Raw genomic sequence first — 19924 nt, 5'->3', positions numbered from 1 at the left:
GAAACCTCTGGGCAGTTTATTCCTGGATCACGTCGGCACCCTTGGGGATGTCGAACTTGAACTTGGACGCGGGCACCGGCTGGTTGGCCTTGACCCCGGAGAACAGGATATCGGTGCGCTGGCCGACGCTGTCGACCAGGCGCATGTTGTTGATCACGCCGTTGCCGAACGACAGGGACAGCGTGTCAAACAACGTGTCCTTGGATTTTGGCTTGAGGGTGAACTCGATGACGTTGCTGGTCTGCTTGGAGGTGATGTCGAAGCTGTCGTTGATTTTCGACACATCACCCGACAGCAGCAGTGCCGGGGTCTGGTTCAGGCGCGGATCGAGCTTCTTGATGGTCGCCTGTTCCAGGTCCGGGTCCCACAGCGTGACTTTCTGGCCGTCGGAAACGATGGTCTGCTCCGCCTTGCCTTCGGTATGCCAGTAGAACAGCCCTGGGCGCTGCACGGCCATTTCACCGGCTGTTTCCTGCAACTGGGTGCCGCCGGCATCCAGGGTCAGCTGGGAGAAGCGCGCGGTGAGGGTCTGGGATTTGTCCAACAGGTTCTTCAGGCTGGCGACGGAAGCCGGGTCAGCGTGAGCCGAAACAGCGGTCAGGGCCAAGGCTGGCAACAACAGCATGCGGATAAAGCGCATGGGAGTCCTCATTGAGTAGTCAGGGCACGCCGCGTGTTGCCACGCGGCGCGGAATCAGTCGCGCATCTGCCCGGGGGCGATGACTTCACGCGAGCCATTGGTGTTCATTGCGGTCACGACGCCGGCCATTTCCATGGCTTCGATCATGCGGGCGGCACGGTTGTAGCCGATTTTCAGCTTGCGCTGCACCGCGGAGATCGAGGCACGGCGGCTTTCCAGTACGAAGGCCACGGCTTCGTCATACAAAGCGTCGGTCTCGGCATCGTCATCACCGCCACCGCCGCCATTTTCAAAGCCGCTGCCGGCTTCTTCGACGCCGTTGAGGATGTCGTCGTTGTACTCGGGCGCGCCGCGCAGTTTCCAGGCTTCGACCACACGGTGGACTTCGTCATCGGAAACAAAGGCGCCGTGAACGCGAATCGGCAGGCTGGTGCCCGGCGGCATGTAGAGCATGTCACCGTGGCCCAGCAGTTGCTCGGCGCCACCCTGGTCAATGATGGTGCGCGAGTCGATCTTGCTGGAGACCTGGAACGCCATGCGCGTCGGAATGTTGGCCTTGATCAGGCCGGTGATCACGTCCACCGACGGCCGCTGTGTCGCGAGGATCAAGTGGATACCCGCCGCCCGCGCCTTCTGGGCGATACGGGCGATCAGCTCTTCAACCTTCTTGCCGACGATCATCATCATGTCGGCAAATTCATCGACCACCACCACGATGGTCGGCAGCTTGGTCAGCAGTGGTGCTTCATCGTGAATGCTTTCGCGCTTGTACAGCGGGTCAGTCAGCGGTGTGCCGGCGTCCTGGGCTTCCTTGACCTTGGCATTGAAGCCCGACAGGTTCCGCACGCCCATCTTCGCCATCAGCTTGTAGCGGCGCTCCATCTCGGCAACGCTCCAGCGCAGGGCGTTGGCGGCGTCCTTCATGTCGGTGACCACCGGGCACAGCAGGTGCGGGATGCCTTCGTAGATCGACAGTTCCAGCATCTTCGGGTCGATCATGATCAGCTTGGCGTCATCCGGCCCGGACTTGAACAGGATCGACAGGATCATGGCGTTCACACCCACCGACTTACCGGAACCAGTGGTACCGGCTACCAGCAGGTGCGGCATTTTCGCCAGGTCGGTAATCACCGGCTTGCCGCCGATGTCATGGCCGAGCGCCAGGGTGACCGGCGATTTGAAGTTGTCGTATTCCGGCGTCGACAGCACTTCGGAGAAGCGCACGATCTGGCGGTCTTCGTTGGGAATCTCGATACCCACGGTGGTCTTGCCCGGGATCACTTCCACCACGCGCACGCTGGTCACGGCCAGGGAACGTGCCAAGTCTTTGGCCAGGTTGGAAATGCGGCTGACTTTTACCCCGGCGGCCGGTTGGATTTCGTAACGGGTGATCACCGGGCCCGGATGGATCGAGTCCACCGACACTTCGACGCCGAATTCCTTGAGCTTGATTTCCAGCAGGTGGCCGACGGCCGCCAGGGATTCGGGGGAATAGTTGAGTTGTTTCTTTTCGGCCGGGTCCAGAATCGAGATCGGCGGCAAGGTGCCTTCGACGGCGCTGTCGATGAACAGCGGTGCCTGCTTCTCTTTTTGCACGCGATGGCTGGGCTCCGGCGCCTTGGGCGGTGCCGGGGCGATCACGGGCGGCACCTGCTTTTCACGGTCCGACATGTGCTTGCTCAGGGCCTGCTCGCGCTCGATCAAGCGCTCCTTGACCTTGGCTTGCTCGCGCCGATCCGGCGTGCTTGGGGCCACCACCTCGTTGACACGGGTGTCGACCTCACGCAGCTGCGCCACCATTTGCTTGCGCTCGACACGGGCGGCCCACCAGCGGTTGGCGGCGCCCTGGAACAATTCGAACAGGTCGAGGGTGATCTTGCCGGTCACGTCCATCACCTTGAACCATGACAGGTCGGTGAATACCGTGAGGCCGAACAGGAACAGCGCGATGAACATCAGGGTGCTGCCCTGGATATTCAGGGTCCTGCGCGCCAGGTCGCCAAGGCTTTCACCCAGGGCCCCGCCCGCGCCCGCCGGCAGACCGGTCGGGGCATGGAAGTGGATATGCGCCAGCGCAGCGCCCGACAGCACCAGGAACACCAGGCCGATCAGGCGCCAGGAGAACAGCCAGCCGCTCCACTGCCACGGCTCGTGACGCTGGCGGAAGATCTGCCAGGTCTTGATCGCCAGCAACAGCGGGAAAATGTAGGCAAAGTAACCCAGGATCATGAAGAGGATATCGGCGCTGTAGGAACCTACAGGGCCGCCGAAATTCTGCACGTCATCGATCTTGCTGTTATGGCTCCAGCCCGGATCGTCCTTGCCATAGGTCAGCAAGGCCATCATCAGGAACAGGCACAGCGCACCGATGGCAATCAGTGCGCCTTCCTTGAGTCGGTAATGCAGGTGCTGGCGCCAGGCCGGTACGACTGCTGCTTTAGGTGCTGCGGCGGATTTCTTCAAAACGGGTCTATTCCTGCGCCTTTAGCGCGTCCATCTGTTGAATGACTACACACGACTGCTCTATCCGGAGCAGTTGAAAAATGAACGAATGTTGCTGAATCTACTTTTAACACCCGGTGACGGATAGGTGAAATGGCGATAACGCCACAATGGCCGCATTGTACGGGTTTGCGTGCGCGATGCCACACACTTGCCCTTCACCTGACTGCACGGACAATTTGAGCATGCATTGCCTTTGCTGACAAAGGCTTATGAGCTGTATTTAGCAATCCAGGCAAGCTTGGCAAATGGCCGGCATGCGCCAGACCCGATTACGACCACACCCTGTGTACAGAGTTGCAGAAACACCCGTTCATGCTAATCCTCGTCAATCGCCTATTCGGGCTGGCCCCATGGCGCAGGGTCGTCAATAATCAACGCTTGCGGTGCAGGTGCATGACCTGCCACTCCCCTCCCCTTCCCTAAGCCTGGATGCCATGCTGACCTGGTTACAACGCGACACCCTGACGTTCCCTCCCTTGGCCAAGGCCATGCGCGAACCCAACGGCCTGCTCGCCGCCGGTGGCGACCTGTCGGCCGAACGACTGATCCAGGCCTACCGCCATGGCTGCTTCCCCTGGTTCTCCGAAGGCCAGCCTATCCTCTGGTGGTCGCCAGACCCGCGCACGGTGATTTTCCCCGACGAGCTGCATGTTTCCCGTAGCCTGGGCAAATTATTGCGCCAGCAGCGCTATACCGTGACCTTCGACCAGGATTTCGCCGCCGTCATCCAAGCCTGCGCCGCGCCCCGTGCCTACGCCGATGGCACCTGGATCACCGAAGGTATCCAGAAGGCTTATCTGGAGCTGCACCAACGCGGCTATGCGCATTCCGTCGAGGTCTGGGACCAGGGCGAACTGGTAGGTGGCCTGTATGGCCTCGCGATGGGCCAGTTGTTTTTTGGCGAGTCCATGTTCAGCCGCGCCGACAACGCCTCCAAATTCGGCTTCGCCACGTTGACCCGGCAACTGCAAGCCTGGGGATTTGTGCTGATCGATTGCCAGATGCCCAACGATCACCTGCACAGCCTGGGTGCCCGCGGCATACCCCGCAGCGTCTTCGCTGACTTCCTGCATAAACATCTGGACCAACCCAACGCTGGGCCGTGGGTTTCCTAGGCGACTTTCGCGCACGTGGCTTACACTTATTTCAAAGCTTATCCCGAGGGTTGATCATGACCGAGCTGGCGCGCTTGAAGTTCTATGCCACTCAAGCCCACTCATGCAGCTATCTGCCCGACGAGCAGGCCACCACGCTGTTCCTCGATCCCAGCCAGCCCATGGACGTGCATGTGTATGCCGACCTGTCCGAGATGGGCTTCCGGCGCAGCGGCGATCACCTGTATCGCCCCCATTGCCAGAACTGCAACGCGTGCGTGCCTGCGCGTATCCCGGTTGCGCAGTTTTCGCCCGACCGTAATCAGAAACGCATTCTCAAGCGCAACGCTGACCTGACAGTACACGCCACCAAACCCCAATACAGCGAAGAATATTTCGATCTCTACCAACGCTATATCGAGCAGCGTCATGCCGACGGCGATATGTATCCGCCCAGCCGCGACCAGTTTTCCACATTCCTGGTGCGTGACTTGCCTTTTTCGCGCTTCTACGAGTTCCGCCTCGACGGCCGCCTGCTGGCCGTAGCGGTGACCGACCTACTGCCCAACGGCCTCTCAGCGGTGTACACCTTCTATGAACCGACCGAAGAACGCCGCAGCCTCGGGCGCTTCGCCATCCTCTGGCAAATAGGCGAAGCGCTGCGCCTGGAGCTGGAAGCGGTGTACCTCGGATACTGGATCAAGAACTGCAAAAAGATGAACTACAAGACCCAATATAGGCCCATTGAGCTGCTGATTAATCAAAGATGGGTCACGCTTAACTAGAACCCCTTGGCTTGAACACCCTTTTTCGGGCACAATGCACGCCGCTTTTGCCTGGCGCAGTTGCACCGGGCCATTCACTGGATACCGAGGGCTTTACTGCATGTCGAAAGAAGACAGCTTCGAAATGGAAGGCACTGTCGTCGACACCCTGCCCAACACCATGTTTCGTGTGGAGTTGGAAAATGGGCACGTCGTAACCGCGCATATCTCCGGCAAGATGCGCAAGAACTACATTCGTATTCTTACCGGTGACAAAGTGCGCGTCGAGCTGACGCCCTATGACTTGAGCAAAGGGCGCATCACTTACCGCGCTCGCTAAGCAAGTCAATACAAAACGCCCGGTTATGCCGGGCGTTTTTGTGTGCGCAGGATTTAACAGTCGCCACTTGACCCTGTGGGAGCTGGCTTGCCTGCGATAGCGGTGGGCCAGTTAACGATGTGCGACTGAAGGACCGTCATCGCAGGCAAGCCAGCTCCCACAGTTGACCGTCATTGTCTCGTAATCGTATTTCAGGCAGCAAAAAGGCGCCTTTCGGCGCCTTTTGCAATGTTGCAGCTAACGATCAGGCCATTTCAGCCGTGGTCTCGAACTCGAAGGTCAGCTCGCCGTCCTTCAGGTCGATGTGTACCACCCCACCATGGTCGGAAAGTTCGCCGAACAGGATCTCTTCGGCCAGTGGCCGCTTGATCTTGTCCTGGATCAGACGCGCCATTGGGCGTGCGCCCATTGCCGCATCGTAGCCGCCCTCTGCGATCCAACTGCGGGCCGCTTCCGTCACATCCAGCTGCACGCGCTTGTCTTCCAACTGCGCTTGAAGCTCGGTGAGGAACTTGTCCACCACGCTTTTGATGACCTCATGGCTGAGGCGACCAAACTGGATAATGGTGTCCAGGCGGTTGCGGAACTCCGGCGTGAAGCTCTTCTTGATCACTTCCATGGCATCGGAGGAGTGATCCTGATGCGTAAAGCCGATCGAAGCCCGCGCCGCGGTTTCGGCACCAGCGTTGGTGGTCATGATCACGATCACGTTGCGGAAGTCCGCCTTGCGCCCGTTGTTATCGGTCAGGGTCCCGTGGTCCATGACCTGCAATAGCAGGTTGAAGACTTCCGGGTGAGCCTTTTCGATTTCATCGAGCAGCAATACGCAATGTGGCTGCTTGGTGATCGCCTCGGTCAACAGGCCGCCCTGGTCGAAGCCGACATAGCCCGGAGGCGCACCGATCAAGCGCGACACAGTGTGGCGCTCCATGTACTCGGACATGTCGAAACGGACCAGTTCGATGCCCATGGCCTTGGCCAGCTGGCGAGCCGCCTCGGTCTTGCCGACGCCGGTCGGGCCTGCGAACAGGAACGAACCGACTGGCTTGTCCGGCGACTTGAGGCCAGCACGCGACAACTTGATCGCCGTGGACAGCGAGTCGATGGCCGCATCCTGGCCAAACACAGTGAGCTTGAGGTCGCGCTCCAGGTTACGCAGCAACTCCTTGTCGGAGCTGGTGACGTGTTTTGGCGGAATCCGCGCGATCTTGGCCACGATGTCCTCGACTTGAGGCACGTCGATGCGCTTCACGCGCTTCTCGACCGGCTGCAGGCGCTGGTAGGCACCCGCTTCGTCGATCACATCGATGGCCTTGTCAGGCATATGCCGGTCATTGATGTATCGCGACGCCAGCTCAGCCGCCGCACGCAAGGCCTCATCGGTGTATTCGATGCCATGGTGCGCTTCAAAACGCCCCTTGAGCCCGCGCAGGATACCGATGGTGTCTTCAACCGACGGCTCGGACACGTCGACTTTCTGGAAGCGACGCGCCAGGGCACGGTCTTTTTCGAAGATGCCGCGGAATTCCTGGAACGTGGTCGAACCAATACAACGGATATCACCCGAGGACAGCAGTGGCTTGAGCAGGTTGGAAGCGTCCATCACCCCACCGGAGGCTGCACCGGCGCCAATGATGGTATGGATCTCGTCGATGAACAGGATGGCCTGTGGACGCTTTTTCAACTCACCGAGCAACGCCTTGAAGCGTTTCTCGAAATCGCCACGGTACTTGGTCCCGGCGAGCAACGCGCCCAGGTCAAGGGAATAGACGACACTGCTGGCCAGCAGGTCTGGCACCTGGTTGTCGACAATGCGCTTGGCCAGGCCTTCGGCAATCGCGGTCTTACCCACGCCCGCCTCGCCCACCAGCAACGGGTTGTTCTTGCGACGACGCGCAAGGATCTGCGCTACACGCTCAACCTCATGCTCACGCCCCACCAGCGGATCGATCCGCCCCTGGCGCGCCATTTCATTGAGGTTGCTGGCATAGGCATCCAGCGGATTGCTCGAAGAAGAAGACTCACCGCCCTCCTCGTCCTGCATATCCTGCTCACCCTCGGAATGATCGCCGTGCCCAGGCACTTTAGAGATACCGTGGGCGATGTAATTGACTACATCAATACGGGCAACGCTCTGCTGCTTGAGCAGGAACACGGCCTGGCTTTCCTGTTCGCTGAAAATTGCCACAAGCACGTTCGCGCCCGTGACTTCACGCTTACCGGAGCTCTGTACGTGGAACACAGCACGCTGCAATACCCGCTGGAACCCCAGGGTTGGCTGGGTTTCGCGGTCCTCGTCATGCACGGGGATCAGTGGCGTGGTGGAGTCGATAAACTCCTGCAGGTCGTGCTTGAGCTTGTCGAGGTTGGCGCCGCACGCACGTAGAACGGTGGCGGCAGCTTCGTTATCCAAAAGTGCCAGCAGCAGGTGTTCGACGGTCATGAATTCATGACGCTTCGAACGAGCCTCCTTGAAGGCAAGATTGAGGGTGACTTCGAGCTCGCGGTTTAACATAGCTTCACCTCATACCCAAGTGGTCGGCGTTAACCGTCCTTCTCGATTTCACAGAGTAGCGGATGCTGGCTTTCCCTGGCGTACTGGTTGACCTGCATGGCCTTTGTCTCGGCGATGTCGCGGGTAAACACTCCACATACTGCCCGTCCTTCTGTGTGAACGGCCAGCATTACCTTGGTCGCCAACTCGCGGTTCAGGTTAAAAAACACCTCGAGCACTTCGACGACGAAATCCATCGGTGTGTAGTCATCATTGAACAAAACCACCTTGTACATCGGCGGCGCCTGTAAAGCAGGCTTGGCCTCCTGGACAGCAATGCCTGCAGAACCGTCGTCGTCATGTTCCTGATCCGGGCGATCCTGATTGAATGTTAGTCGAATCTGGCTGTTTGCATGCATGGGAAAGAAAGGTTCGTCAGTGGTTCAATTACAGTGGTGGGGGCGGCCTGTCAGAATTTCAACTCTGACCCTTGGGTCACCTTGACTATCGGCGAAACGGTGTTACAACAAATAGAGCCCACAGTGGGTAAAAAAGGTCCGCGCAGTCAACCTTATTTATTCGGGTTAGGACGGATAGACAGGATGATACTCCAGTGATGGAGTCTGGTGCAGAGGGATAAGGGAATGGCTAGTGGTAAGGTCAAGTGGTTCAACAATGCCAAGGGTTACGGCTTCATTAATGAAGACGGCAAGCAAGAAGACCTTTTTGCGCATTTCTCAGCGATCCAGGCGGATGGGTACAAAACGCTGAAGGCGGGTCAACCGGTATCCTTTGACATTACCCAGGGCCCAAAGGGCTTGCACGCGGTGAATATCAAAGGCATCACCACCACGCCTGCTGTAGAAAACGGCGCGGCGCACGGTCACAAATCAAGACAAGAAAAGCAAGCAGGCCTGACCAGCTTCTGAACAAAGCACTGAAAGCAAACCGGCCGCCCCGAATCATCAGGGCGGCCGGTTTTATCTACCTGTTTACATATGCTTGATCAACGCGTCACCAAAGCCCGACGACGACACCAACGTAGCGCCATCCATCAGACGCTCGAAGTCATAGGTCACGGTCTTGGCCGAAATCGCGCCATTGGTGCCCTTGATGATCAGATCCGCCGCCTCGACCCAACCCATATGCCGCAGCATCATTTCTGCCGACAGGATCAATGAACCAGGGTTGACCTGATCCTTGCCCGCATATTTAGGCGCAGTGCCGTGGGTGGCTTCAAACATTGCCACGGTGTCCGACAGGTTGGCTCCCGGCGCAATACCAATACCGCCCACTTCAGCCGCCAGGGCGTCGGACAGGTAATCGCCATTGAGATTGAGGGTCGCGATCACGTCATATTCGGCCGGGCGCAGCAGGATCTGCTGGAGCATGGCGTCGGCAATAGCATCTTTGACCACCACATTCTTGCCGGTCTTGGGGTTCTTGAACTGCATCCACGGCCCGCCATCGAGCAAGGTCGCACCGAACTCTTCCGCCGCCACCTCATAGGCCCACTCCTTGAAGGCACCCTCGGTGAACTTCATGATGTTGCCTTTGTGCACGATGGTCAGCGAGTCGCGGTCGTTATCCACCACATATTGCAGGGCCTTGCGCGCCAGGCGCTTGGTACCCTCTTTGGAGACCGGCTTGACGCCAATCCCGCAATCCTGGTCGAAACGGATCTTGGTAACGCCCATTTCTTCCTTGAGGAACTTGATCACCTTGATCGCTTCCGGCGAACCGGCCTTCCACTCGATGCCCGCGTAAATATCCTCGGAGTTCTCACGGAAGATGGTCATGTCCACGTCGCCTGGCTTTTTCACCGGGCTGGGCACGCCTTCGAACCAGCGCACCGGGCGCAGGCACACATACAGGTCGAGCTGCTGGCGCAGCGCCACGTTCAGCGAACGGATACCGCCACCGACCGGCGTTGTCAGCGGGCCCTTGATGGACACCACGTAATCCTTGACCGCATCCAGGGTTTCCTGGGGCAGCCAGGTGTCCTGGTCGTAGACTTGAGTGGCCTTTTCACCAGCGTACACCTCCATCCAGGAGATTTTGCGCTTGCCGTCGTAAGCCTTTTCAACAGCGGCATCGACCACCTTGATCATCACCGGGCTGATGTCGACGCCAATACCGTCTCCTTCGATGTAGGGGATGATCGGTTGGTCAGGAACATTGAGAGAATGGTCTGCATTGACGGTGATTTTGTCGCCGACTGCCGGAACCTGAATCTTCTTGTATCCCATGCTGAACTCCATCTATGGATTGAACATCTGGCTGCGTTCGAGCCTACTCCAGATAAATGGCGACTGAAACCTCACGCCATGCTCATTTGCATCGAAAACAGCACATTTGGTGGCCTACAAGCCTGAAAGCAAAGGGAAAAGCGCCAATCTTGAGCACATCTCACCACCCCACGCACCTGCGACCTTTAGACCAATGGACGAGCCCCCTTTTGTATGAAGGCTCAGCGTAAGCATAGCGACCTATGTATAATGCCGCCGCTGACCAAAGAGTCACGACGGCGGACCGCTCTAGAACGTAGCCTTTCGCCAGAAAGCCGGACTATTACCATAGCCCACCCGCTTGACGCTCGACTGATGCAAACCAACATCACCGCGAAGAAACTTCGACATTTCGCTCATGGATGACTTTGAACGAACGCGCTCTACCCGGCGCATCTCGAGTTTCTGCGCACGCTTTCAGCAAAGAAGAGAGTTAATCCGAATATGCCCACCCGCTCGAAGATCATCTACACCTTCACCGACGAAGCCCCAGCCCTCGCCACCTATTCACTGCTGCCTATCGTAGAGGCCTTCACCGCTTCCGCTGATATTGCCGTGGAAACCCGCGACATTTCCCTCGCCGGGCGCATCCTCGCAAGCTTTCCCGAGCAACTGGGCACCAAGGCCATCCCGGACCACCTCGCCGAACTGGGCGACCTGGCCGTTACGCCTGAAGCCAACATCATCAAGCTTCCCAACATCAGCGCCTCGACCCCGCAGCTGCAAGCCGCGATCAAGGAACTGCAGGCCCAGGGCTACGCCCTGCCGGACTACCCTGAAACCGTAACCACCGACGCGGAAAAAGAAACCCGTGCACGTTACGACAAGGTCAAGGGCAGCGCCGTGAACCCGGTACTGCGCGAAGGCAACTCCGACCGTCGCGCACCGCTGTCGGTCAAGAACTACGCACGCAAGCACCCGCACAAGATGGGCGCCTGGGCTGCCGACTCCAAGTCGCACATTGCCCACATGAACAACGGCGACTTCTACGGCAGCGAAAAAGCCGTGCAGATCGAAACCGCTGACGCGGTCAAAATTGCGCTGGTTGCAAAGGACGGCACCACCACCGTCCTGAAGGAAAAGACCAGCGTTCAGGCCGGCGAAATCATCGACACCGCCGTGCTGAGCAAGAAAGCCCTGCGCAGCTTCATCGCCGCTGAAATCGAAGACGCCAAGAAGCAAGGCGTGCTGCTGTCGGTTCACTTGAAAGCCACCATGATGAAGGTCTCCGACCCAATCATGTTCGGCCAGATCGTTGCTGAGTTCTATAAAGATGCCCTGGCCAAGCACGCGACCGTGCTGGAACAGATCGGCTTCAACCTGAACAACGGCATCGGCGACTTGTACGCTCGCATCAAGGCCCTGCCGGCCGACCAGCAAGCGCAGATCGAAGCCGACATCCAGGCGGTCTACGCCGTTCGCCCTGCCCTGGCGATGGTCAACTCCGACAAAGGCATCACCAACCTGCACGTGCCAAGCGACGTCATCGTCGACGCCTCGATGCCAGCGATGATCCGTGACTCCGGCAAGATGTGGGGCACCGACGGCCAGTTGCACGACACCAAGGCCGTGATCCCGGATCGCTGCTACGCCACCATCTACCAGGCGGTCATCGAAGACTGCAAGGCCAATGGCGCCTTCGACCCGACCACCATGGGCAGCGTGCCAAACGTTGGCCTGATGGCCAAGAAAGCCGAAGAGTACGGTTCCCACGACAAGACCTTCCAGATCAAGGCTGACGGCGTTGTCCGCGTCACCGACAGCCAGGGCAACCTGCTGATGGAACAGAACGTCGAAGCTGGCGACATCTTCCGCATGTGCCAGACCAAAGACGCTCCGATCCAGGACTGGGTCAAGCTCGCCGTCAACCGTGCCCGCGCCAGCAACACCCCAGCCATCTTCTGGCTGGACCCCCAGCGCGCCCACGATGGCGTAGTGGTCGAGAAAGTTCAGGCTTACCTGAAAGACCACAACACCGAAGGCCTGGACATCCGCATCATGGCCCCGGTCGATGCGATGAAGTTCACCCTGGAGCGCACCCGCAAGGGCCTGGACACCATCTCGGTGACCGGCAACGTACTGCGCGACTACCTGACCGACCTGTTCCCGATCATGGAACTGGGCACCAGCGCCAAGATGCTGTCGATCGTGCCGCTGATGAATGGCGGTGGCCTGTTCGAAACCGGCGCTGGCGGTTCGGCTCCCAAGCACGTGCAGCAACTGCTGGAAGAAAACTTCCTGCGCTGGGATTCCCTGGGCGAGTTCCTGGCCCTGGCTGCGTCCCTTGAGCATTTGGGTGTGACGTACAACAACCCGAAAGCCCTGGTACTGTCCAAGACCCTGGACCAGGCCACCGGCCAGTTCCTGGACAACAACAAGTCGCCATCGCGCAAAGTCGGCAACATCGACAACCGCGGCAGCCACTTCTACCTGGCGCTGTACTGGGCACAAGCCCTGGCCGCCCAGACAGAAGACACTGCACTGCAAGCGCAGTTTGGCGAACTGGCCAAAACCCTGGCCGAGAACGAAGCAACCATCGTTGCCGAACTCAACGCCGTACAGGGCAAGCCAGTGGACATCGGCGGCTACTACGCGCCGAACCCTGAGCTGACCAGCAAAGCCATGCGCCCGAGCAACACCCTCAATGCGGCGATTGCCAAGTTGAAGTAAGGTTGTAAGGATGCAAAGACGCCCCGGCCAAGTGCCGGGGTTTCTGTTTGTAGGGACTTCATTGAAGAAACCCAATCAAATGTGGGAGCTGGCTTGCCTGCGATTACAGCCTGTAGGAGCGAGCTTGCTCGCGAAAAACTCAAAGGCGCCGCGTTCATTCAGCAAACACGCGTTATCGTTGACGTTTTTCGCGAGCAAGCTCGCTCCTACAGAAAAGCCTTAATTGACTGGCATTAAGGCAAGCCAGCTCCCACATTGACCGAGTCACCTTCCCGATACCGAGGCTTGCAATGACCTGGCTCCCCCACATCACCGTCGCCACCATCGTCGAAGACAACGGCAAGTTCCTGATGGTCGAAGAACTCAAGGGCGGCCGCGCCGTGCTCAACCAGCCCGCCGGCCACCTGGACCCGAACGAAACCCTGACCGAAGCCGCCGTGCGCGAAACCCTTGAAGAAACCGGTTGGGACGTAGAAGCCACCGGCATTGTCGGCATCTACCTGTACACCGCGCCGAGCAATGGCGTGACCTATCAGCGCGTGTGCTTTATCGCCAAGGCGCTTAAACACCACCCGGATTATCAACTTGACGAAGGCATCCTGCGCGCCCGCTGGTTGACCCGTGACGAGCTGATGGCCGTGCGCGACGACTGGCGCAGCGAGCTGATCATCCGCTGCATCGATGATTATCTGGCCGGCCACAGGCACAGTCTCGAATTGATCCGCCCTTCTCTTTAGCCTTAGCGGCTCGGGCCTGATAGAATCGCGTCCTTTTTCAAGACACCCGTTGAAACCCTATGCGTGATCCAGCCCCTTCTGACACACAAAAGAAGCGCGTCATCGTCGGCATGTCCGGCGGCGTGGATTCTTCCGTTTCCGCCGTTCTGCTCATGGAGCAGGGTTATGAGGTGGAAGGCCTGTTCATGAAGAACTGGGAAGAAGACGATGGAACCGAATACTGCACCGCCATGGACGACCTGGCGGACGCGCAGGCCGTGTGCGACAAGATCGGCATCAAGCTGCACACCGCCAACTTCGCCGCCGAGTACTGGGACAACGTGTTCGAGCACTTCCTGGCCGAATACAAGGCCGGCCGCACGCCGAACCCGGACATCCTGTGTAACCGCGAAATCAAGTTCAAGGCCTTCCTCGACTACGCTATGATGCTCGGCGCCGACCTGATAGCTACCGGCCACTACGTGCGCCGTCGCGATATCGATGGCCGCACCGAACTGCTCAAGGGCCTGGACCCGAACAAGGACCAGAGCTACTTCCTGCACGCCGTGGGCGGTGAACAGATCGCCAAGACTCTGTTCCCGGTCGGCGAGCTGGAAAAACCCGAAGTGCGCAAGATTGCCGAGAAGCACGGCCTGGCCACCGCCAAGAAGAAAGACTCCACCGGCATTTGCTTTATCGGCGAGCGGCGCTTCAGCGATTTCCTCAAGCAATACCTGCCGGCGCAACCGGGCGAGATCAAGACCACCGAGGGTGAAGTGATCGGCCGCCACCATGGCTTGATGTACCACACCATCGGTCAACGCCAGGGCTTGGGCATCGGCGGTTTGAAGGACGCCGGTGAAGAGCCGTGGTACGTACTGGTCAAAGACCTGGAGAACAACGTGCTGGTGGTCGGCCAGGGCAACGAGCATCCGCTACTGTTCTCCGGCGCCCTGCTCGCTTCCGAGATTTATTGGGTCAACCCTATCGACTTGAGCACCCCGCGCCGCCTGACCGCCAAAGTGCGTTATCGCCAGAGCGACCAGCCCTGCACCCTGGAAAAGACCGCCACCGGCTACCGTGCCACCTTCGATGATCCGCAACGCGCGGTCACCCCTGGCCAGTCCGTGGTGTTCTATGACGGCGAAATCTGCCTGGGCGGCGGCGTGATTGAAGTTGCGCAAGCCTGGAGCAACCCGGCATGAGCCCGACCCAGGAGCAGTTGACAGCCCTTGGCGGTGTCTTTCTCGCTGCGGTACTGGTGGACAAGATCGCCAAGACCGGCCAGGTCACTGAAGCCGGCCTGACCTGCATGCTCGGCAGCCTGCTGATCCGCGACCCCAAGGACACCCTTGAGGTTTACGGCGGCGACGACCTGGCCCTGCGTGAAGGCTATCGCGCCCTGATCGGCGCCCTGGAGCGCGACCCCAGTACTTTGCAGCGCGAGCCGCTACGTTATGCCCTGTCGATGCTCGGCCTTGAGCGCCAGTTGGCCAAGCGCGACGACCTGCTGGACACCATCGGCAAGCGCCTGCCGCAGATCCAGTCCCAGGTAGAACACTTCGGCCCGGCCCACGAAAACGTGATCGCCGCCTGTGGTGCGCTGTACCAGGACACCTTGAGCACCCTGCGCCAGCGCATCCAGGTGCATGGCGACATGCGTAACCTGCAGCAACCCAACAACGCGTCGAAAATCCGCGCCCTGCTCCTGGCCGGTATTCGTTCGGCACGCTTGTGGCGCCAACTGGGCGGTCATCGCTGGCAGTTGGTGATCAGCCGACGCAAATTGCTCAAAGAGCTTTACCCGTTGATGCGCAACGAATAAGTCGCACCAGCAGGCTGTTTTCAAGCCATTACGCGTAATACGCCGGTCAGTTGGCGACGGACCGGCGGATTTTTTCATGTATGATACGCGCCCCATTTCGTTGCCCGACTGTCCGAGAACACCCCATGCAGCTCTCTTCGCTCACTGCGGTTTCCCCTGTTGACGGCCGCTACGCCGGCAAAACCCAGGCCCTGCGCCCTATTTTCAGCGAGTACGGCCTGATCCGTGCCCGTGTCCTGGTTGAAGTGCGCTGGCTCCAGCGCCTGGCCGCTCACCCCGCCATCAGCGAAGTGCCGGCGTTTTCCGCCGAGGCCAACGCTGTATTGAACACCCTGGCGGAAAACTTCTCCCTGGAGCACGCCGAGCGTGTGAAAGAGATCGAGCGCACCACCAACCACGACGTCAAAGCCATCGAATACCTGCTCAAAGAGCAAGCGGCCCAACTGCCGGAACTGGCCCAGGTCAGCGAGTTCATCCACTTTGCCTGCACCAGCGAGGACATCAACAACCTGTCCCACGCCTTGATGCTGCGCGAAGGCCGTGATGACGTGATGCTGCCGCTGATGCGCCAGACCGCCGAAGCCATCCGCGAGCTGGCGATCCGTTTCGCCGCCGTGCCGATGCTGTCGCGCACCCACGGCCAACCGGCCTCGCCGACCACCCTGGGCAAAGAACTGGCCAACGTGGTGTACCGCCTGGAGCGTCAGATCGCCCAAGTCGCCGCCGTGCCATTGCTGGGCAAGATCAACGGCGCCGTAGGCAACTACAACGCCCACCTGTCGGCCTACCCTGAGATCGACTGGGAAGCCAACGCCCGCGCCTTCATCGAAGACGAATTGGGCCTGGGCTTCAACCCCTACACCACGCAGATCGAACCCCACGACTACATCGCCGAGCTGTTCGACGCGATTGCACGCTTCAACACCATCTTGATCGATTTCGATCGCGATATCTGGGGCTACATCTCCCTGGGCTACTTCAAGCAGCGCACCATTGCAGGCGAAATCGGTTCGTCGACCATGCCGCACAAGGTCAACCCGATCGACTTCGAAAACTCCGAAGGCAACCTGGGTATCGCCAACGCCCTGTTCCAGCACCTGGCCAGCAAGTTGCCGATCTCCCGCTGGCAGCGCGACCTGACCGACTCCACCGTACTGCGCAACCTCGGTGTCGGATTTGCCCACAGCGTGATCGCGTACGAAGCCAGCCTCAAAGGCATCAGCAAGCTGGAGCTCAACGAGCAGAAAATTGCCGCTGACCTGGACGCGTGCTGGGAAGTATTGGCCGAGCCGATCCAGACCGTAATGCGCCGCTACAACATCGAAAACCCCTACGAGAAGCTGAAAGAATTGACGCGCGGCAAGGGCATCAGCCCCGAAGCGCTGCAAACTTTCATCGACGGCCTGGACATGCCAGCCGCAGCCAAGGCCGAGCTGAAACTGCTCACCCCGGCCAACTACATCGGCAACGCTGTAGAACAAGCCAAGCGCATCTGATCCAAGCAAGCTCCTTTGAGACGCCCGGCCGCGCCGGGCGTTTTTATTCCTGTCTTAAAAGTGCTTTTTTTCAATAGGTTACACATGAATCCTGATATCCCTCTTCAACTTCTGGGCGGCATCACGGCACGGGAATTCCTGCGCGACTACTGGCAGAAAAAACCGCTGCTGATCCGCCAGGCCATCCCTGACTTCGAAAGCCCGATCGACGCCGACGAACTGGCAGGCCTGGCCCTGGAAGAAGAAGTCGAGTCGCGCCTGGTGATCGAACACGGCGAGCGCCCGTGGGAACTGCGTCGCGGCCCGTTCGCCGAAGACGCTTTCAGCACCCTGCCCGAGCGCGAGTGGACCCTGCTGGTGCAGGCAGTCGACCAGTTCGTGCCGGAGGTGGCTGAGCTGCTGGAGCACTTCCGCTTCCTGCCGAGCTGGCGTATCGATGATGTGATGATCAGCTTCGCCGCGCCGGGTGGCAGCGTCGGTCCGCATTTCGATAACTACGATGTGTTCCTGCTGCAAGCCCAGGGCAAGCGCAACTGGAAGATCGGCCAGATGTGCAATTCCGAAAGCCCGTTACTGCAACACGCCGACCTGCGCATCCTCGCCGAATTCGAAGAAAGCGCCGAATGGGTGCTCGAACCGGGCGACATGCTCTACCTGCCCCCGCGCCTGGCCCATTTCGGTATTGCCGAAGACGACTGCATGACCTATTCCGTAGGTTTCCGTGCACCGAGCGCCGCTGAAGTGCTGACCCACTTCACCGACTTCCTCAGCCAGTACCTGACCGACGAAGAGCGCTACACCGACGCCGACGCCCAGCCGGTCAGCGACCCACACCAGATCCAGGGCGACGCACTGGACCGCCTCAAGGGCCTGCTCGCCGAGCACATGAGCGATGAGCGCATGCTGCTGACCTGGTTCGGCCAGTTCATGACCGAGCCACGCTACCCGGAACTGGTGGCCGGTGAAGAGTTGGGCGAAGAAGACTTCATCAACAGCCTGCAAGACGGCGCGATCCTGGTGCGCAACCCGAGCGCACGCCTGGCCTGGTCCGAAGTGGATGACGACGTACTGCTGTTCGCCAGCGGCCAGAGCCGTTACCTGCCGGGCAAACTGCGTGAACTGTTGAAGCTGGTGTGCTCGGCCGATGCACTGCACAGCGAAAACCTGGGCGAGTGGCTGGCCGACGAAGACGGTCGCGACCTACTGTGCGAACTGGTCAAGCAAGGCAGCCTGGGGTTCGCGGATGAATAAAATTCACGTAAGTGTCGCGGACTGGCGAAAGGATATCGACGAGATTCGGCGCATTCGTGAAGCGGTATTCATCGCTGAACAATCGGTCCCGCCTGAATTGGAGTGGGACGCGGACGATGCCGGCGCCATGCATTTTCTTGCATACGAAGGCGACTTCCCGATTGGCACCGCTCGATTGCTGCCCAGCGGCGAGATCGGTCGGGTATCGGTGCTCAAGGACTGGCGCGGACTGAAAGTCGGCGACAAGCTGATGGAAGCAGTAATTGGCGAGGCCGTGAAACGCGGCCAGACCAGGCAATTCCTGAGTGCGCAGGTGTATGCGGCACCGTTCTATGAGCGACTGGGTTTCAAGATCGTCAGCGATGAGTTTCTTGAGGTCGGGATTCCGCATGTGGATATGGTGCGCGAGGGCTGATTCAAGCCCGCATCGCCTTTATCGCAGGCAAGCCAGCCCCCACAGCTGACCGAGCACATCCCTGGAATACGCTCAAGTGTGGGAGCTGGCTTGCCTGCGATAGCTATTTCAACAACACCACAAAATGCCCTGCCTGCCAGGGCATTTTGCCGTCTACGATTCAACTTGCGACCCACCAGGCCGACAAACTGGCACTATCAAGCAAATGACTCGCAGAGATAACGGACATGTCCCTACGCACCCTGCTCACCGCCCTCGTGATGACCGTCAGCGCTTGCGCCATGGCCGCCACTGAAGTCGTCAACCTGAACAACCGCACCAGCGCCGACCTGCTGCCCGTGGCGCAGAACTTCATTGGCAAGGACGGCACCGTCAGCGCCTACGGCAACCAGCTTATCGTTAACGCTGAGCCCGCCAGGATCGAGGGCTTGCGCGCACTGCTCGGCCAATTGGATACACCGGCCAAACGCCTGCTAATCACCGTCGATACCAACGAGAACAACCAACAGAACAGCGGTGACAGCCAGACCCGCATCATCAGCTACGGCACTGCCAGCCGCGACGGTGGCGTGCAGCAGATCCAGGCCAGCGAAGGCGTGCCCGCGCTGATCCAGGTCGGCCAGAGTGTACCGCTGACCACCACGCAACAGGATAGCTATGGCCGCCTGCAAAACCAGACCCAGTATCGCAACGTCACCCAGGGTTTTTACGTGACCGCCAGCGTCACCGGCGAGACCGTCCACTTGGCCATCAGTACCAACCGTGACCGCATGAGCCAGGAACGTCCCGATGTAGTGAACGTGCAAAGCACCGACACAACCGTCAGCGGCCGCCTGGGCGAATGGATCCCCCTGGCCGGCATCAATCGTGAAACCCAGGCGGACAAATCCTCTACAACCCGCAGCTACTCTACTCAGGGCCGCGATGACCTGACTTTGCGGGTCAAGGTCGACACCCTGAACTGAGGCACCAAAAACTGACTGGCAAGTCGCATTAGACTAAAGATGTAGTGCCTAAAAAAAAGCACTACAAAACATTTGACGAGCCAAAAAAGCATGGGCATGATGGCCTCGCTCCCGCTAATCAGGGGCCCTGGCAAGGGCCTTCGGATCGCCGCTCTAAGCTACCCACCTGAGCCGATTCGTGTCTGTACCGCCCACAAGGTGTGTTTGACGTTGGTTGCGACTGGAACGAAGTTGTCCCGAGGGACGGAAGCCAACCAGGTAACCCGGCTACACACTGATGGATCGTACAAAGGCCCACGACGCCCGAAGACCGTTCGCAGTTTGCCCTTACCTGCTCAACTCCCCCTTGAGCCCCATCGTTCATACCGTCGCCTACCTCCGTCAGATTTGACTTGAACACCAAAGCTTCTGGTCAGCGAGCAACCCTACCCAGGCAACGAATGCCGGGCTGGCAAACGGAT

General features: G+C 59.4%; 17 protein-coding genes. 12 read left to right on the top strand and 5 right to left on the bottom strand.

Annotation, left to right across the window (positions count from 1 at the left end; genetic code table 11):
- Window positions 1–16: 16 nt before the first annotated feature.
- Both lolA and ftsK read right to left on the bottom strand, forming a co-directional pair.
- Window positions 17–640, bottom strand: coding sequence for an outer membrane lipoprotein chaperone LolA (gene lolA, locus FXO12_RS02275; protein ID WP_003174700.1), 624 nt, complete (start codon window positions 638–640; stop codon window positions 17–19).
- Window positions 641–694: 54 nt separating this feature from the next.
- Window positions 695–3103: a DNA translocase FtsK gene (gene ftsK, locus FXO12_RS02270; RefSeq protein WP_032896677.1), complete on the bottom strand. Its 2409-nt coding sequence runs from the start codon at window positions 3101–3103 to the stop codon at window positions 695–697.
- A gap of 476 nt (window positions 3104–3579) precedes the next feature.
- On the opposite strand from ftsK, the gene aat reads away from it, so the two are divergent.
- From aat to infA, 3 genes are all read left to right on the top strand, one after another.
- Window positions 3580–4260, top strand: coding sequence for a leucyl/phenylalanyl-tRNA--protein transferase (gene aat, locus FXO12_RS02265; RefSeq protein ID WP_034127879.1), 681 nt, complete (start codon window positions 3580–3582; stop codon window positions 4258–4260).
- Between the two features lie 56 nt (window positions 4261–4316).
- Complete coding sequence (locus FXO12_RS02260; RefSeq protein ID WP_003192088.1) at window positions 4317–5024, top strand: arginyltransferase; 708 nt, start codon at window positions 4317–4319, stop codon at window positions 5022–5024.
- A gap of 100 nt (window positions 5025–5124) precedes the next feature.
- A complete protein-coding gene (gene infA, locus FXO12_RS02255) occupies window positions 5125–5343 on the top strand; it encodes a translation initiation factor IF-1 (protein WP_002553999.1) in 219 nt (72 codons plus the stop codon).
- 244 nt (window positions 5344–5587) lie between these two features.
- Here infA and clpA read toward each other — a convergent pair whose 3' ends face one another.
- The gene (clpA, locus tag FXO12_RS02250; protein WP_003192090.1) at window positions 5588–7858 is read right to left on the bottom strand and encodes an ATP-dependent Clp protease ATP-binding subunit ClpA; all 2271 of its coding nucleotides are present in this window, start codon (window positions 7856–7858) and stop codon (window positions 5588–5590) included.
- Between the two features lie 29 nt (window positions 7859–7887).
- A complete protein-coding gene (clpS, locus tag FXO12_RS02245) occupies window positions 7888–8256 on the bottom strand; it encodes an ATP-dependent Clp protease adapter ClpS (RefSeq protein ID WP_005789091.1) in 369 nt (122 codons plus the stop codon).
- Window positions 8257–8481: 225 nt separating this feature from the next.
- On the opposite strand from clpS, the gene cspD reads away from it, so the two are divergent.
- Window positions 8482–8766, top strand: coding sequence for a cold shock domain-containing protein CspD (gene cspD, locus FXO12_RS02240; protein ID WP_054899045.1), 285 nt, complete (start codon window positions 8482–8484; stop codon window positions 8764–8766).
- Window positions 8767–8829: 63 nt separating this feature from the next.
- Here cspD and icd read toward each other — a convergent pair whose 3' ends face one another.
- A complete protein-coding gene (gene icd / locus FXO12_RS02235; RefSeq protein WP_160049513.1) occupies window positions 8830–10086 on the bottom strand; it encodes an NADP-dependent isocitrate dehydrogenase in 1257 nt (418 codons plus the stop codon).
- A 483-nt stretch (window positions 10087–10569) separates the two neighbouring features.
- On the opposite strand from icd, the gene FXO12_RS02230 reads away from it, so the two are divergent.
- The 8 genes from FXO12_RS02230 (at window position 10570) to FXO12_RS02195 (ending at window position 19463) form a co-directional block, all read left to right on the top strand.
- Window positions 10570–12795 carry an NADP-dependent isocitrate dehydrogenase gene (locus FXO12_RS02230; protein ID WP_057974908.1) on the top strand — a complete coding sequence of 742 codons (2226 nt, stop codon included), beginning with the start codon at window positions 10570–10572 and terminating at the stop codon, window positions 12793–12795.
- A 290-nt stretch (window positions 12796–13085) separates the two neighbouring features.
- Complete coding sequence (locus FXO12_RS02225; RefSeq protein ID WP_057974909.1) at window positions 13086–13532, top strand: NUDIX hydrolase; 447 nt, start codon at window positions 13086–13088, stop codon at window positions 13530–13532.
- A 59-nt stretch (window positions 13533–13591) separates the two neighbouring features.
- On the top strand, window positions 13592–14716 hold the full coding sequence (gene mnmA, locus FXO12_RS02220; protein WP_034127883.1) for a tRNA 2-thiouridine(34) synthase MnmA: 1125 nt from the start codon (window positions 13592–13594) through the stop codon (window positions 14714–14716).
- A complete protein-coding gene (hflD, locus tag FXO12_RS02215) occupies window positions 14713–15336 on the top strand; it encodes a high frequency lysogenization protein HflD (protein WP_003192101.1) in 624 nt (207 codons plus the stop codon). The genes mnmA and hflD overlap by 4 nt, the downstream gene beginning before the upstream one ends.
- Before the next feature lie 125 nt (window positions 15337–15461).
- Window positions 15462–16832 carry an adenylosuccinate lyase gene (gene purB, locus FXO12_RS02210; protein WP_014718906.1) on the top strand — a complete coding sequence of 457 codons (1371 nt, stop codon included), beginning with the start codon at window positions 15462–15464 and terminating at the stop codon, window positions 16830–16832.
- A gap of 84 nt (window positions 16833–16916) precedes the next feature.
- Complete coding sequence (locus FXO12_RS02205) at window positions 16917–18083, top strand: cupin domain-containing protein (RefSeq protein ID WP_014718907.1); 1167 nt, start codon at window positions 16917–16919, stop codon at window positions 18081–18083.
- The gene (locus FXO12_RS02200) at window positions 18076–18498 is read left to right on the top strand and encodes a GNAT family N-acetyltransferase (RefSeq protein WP_003192105.1); all 423 of its coding nucleotides are present in this window, start codon (window positions 18076–18078) and stop codon (window positions 18496–18498) included. The genes FXO12_RS02205 and FXO12_RS02200 overlap by 8 nt, the downstream gene beginning before the upstream one ends.
- Before the next feature lie 227 nt (window positions 18499–18725).
- Window positions 18726–19463, top strand: coding sequence for a secretin N-terminal domain-containing protein (locus FXO12_RS02195; RefSeq protein WP_014718909.1), 738 nt, complete (start codon window positions 18726–18728; stop codon window positions 19461–19463).
- Window positions 19464–19924: the final 461 nt, after the last annotated feature.

This window comes from Pseudomonas sp. J380 (genome assembly GCF_009827115.1).
GTDB classification, from domain to species: domain Bacteria; phylum Pseudomonadota; class Gammaproteobacteria; order Pseudomonadales; family Pseudomonadaceae; genus Aquipseudomonas; species Aquipseudomonas paracarnis.
The sequence above is the reverse complement of the archived record's forward strand: the minus strand, read 5'-3'. Positions and strand labels throughout refer to the sequence as shown.

Bases quoted from the DNA above. Each gene is read 5' to 3' on its own strand.
- lolA (WP_003174700.1), bottom strand. From the start codon at position 640: ATGCGCTTTATCCGCATGCTGTTGTTGCCAGCCTTGGCCCTGACCGCT.
- aat (WP_034127879.1), top strand. From the start codon at position 3,580: ATGCTGACCTGGTTACAACGCGACACCCTGACGTTCCCTCCCTTGGCC.
- FXO12_RS02260 (WP_003192088.1), top strand. From the start codon at position 4,317: ATGACCGAGCTGGCGCGCTTGAAGTTCTATGCCACTCAAGCCCACTCA.
- infA (WP_002553999.1), top strand. From the start codon at position 5,125: ATGTCGAAAGAAGACAGCTTCGAAATGGAAGGCACTGTCGTCGACACC.
- clpA (WP_003192090.1), bottom strand. From the start codon at position 7,858: ATGTTAAACCGCGAGCTCGAAGTCACCCTCAATCTTGCCTTCAAGGAG.
- clpS (WP_005789091.1), bottom strand. From the start codon at position 8,256: ATGCATGCAAACAGCCAGATTCGACTAACATTCAATCAGGATCGCCCG.
- cspD (WP_054899045.1), top strand. From the start codon at position 8,482: ATGGCTAGTGGTAAGGTCAAGTGGTTCAACAATGCCAAGGGTTACGGC.
- icd (WP_160049513.1), bottom strand. From the start codon at position 10,086: ATGGGATACAAGAAGATTCAGGTTCCGGCAGTCGGCGACAAAATCACC.
- FXO12_RS02230 (WP_057974908.1), top strand. From the start codon at position 10,570: ATGCCCACCCGCTCGAAGATCATCTACACCTTCACCGACGAAGCCCCA.
- FXO12_RS02225 (WP_057974909.1), top strand. From the start codon at position 13,086: ATGACCTGGCTCCCCCACATCACCGTCGCCACCATCGTCGAAGACAAC.
- mnmA (WP_034127883.1), top strand. From the start codon at position 13,592: ATGCGTGATCCAGCCCCTTCTGACACACAAAAGAAGCGCGTCATCGTC.
- hflD (WP_003192101.1), top strand. From the start codon at position 14,713: ATGAGCCCGACCCAGGAGCAGTTGACAGCCCTTGGCGGTGTCTTTCTC.
- purB (WP_014718906.1), top strand. From the start codon at position 15,462: ATGCAGCTCTCTTCGCTCACTGCGGTTTCCCCTGTTGACGGCCGCTAC.
- FXO12_RS02205 (WP_014718907.1), top strand. From the start codon at position 16,917: ATGAATCCTGATATCCCTCTTCAACTTCTGGGCGGCATCACGGCACGG.
- FXO12_RS02200 (WP_003192105.1), top strand. From the start codon at position 18,076: ATGAATAAAATTCACGTAAGTGTCGCGGACTGGCGAAAGGATATCGAC.
- FXO12_RS02195 (WP_014718909.1), top strand. From the start codon at position 18,726: ATGTCCCTACGCACCCTGCTCACCGCCCTCGTGATGACCGTCAGCGCT.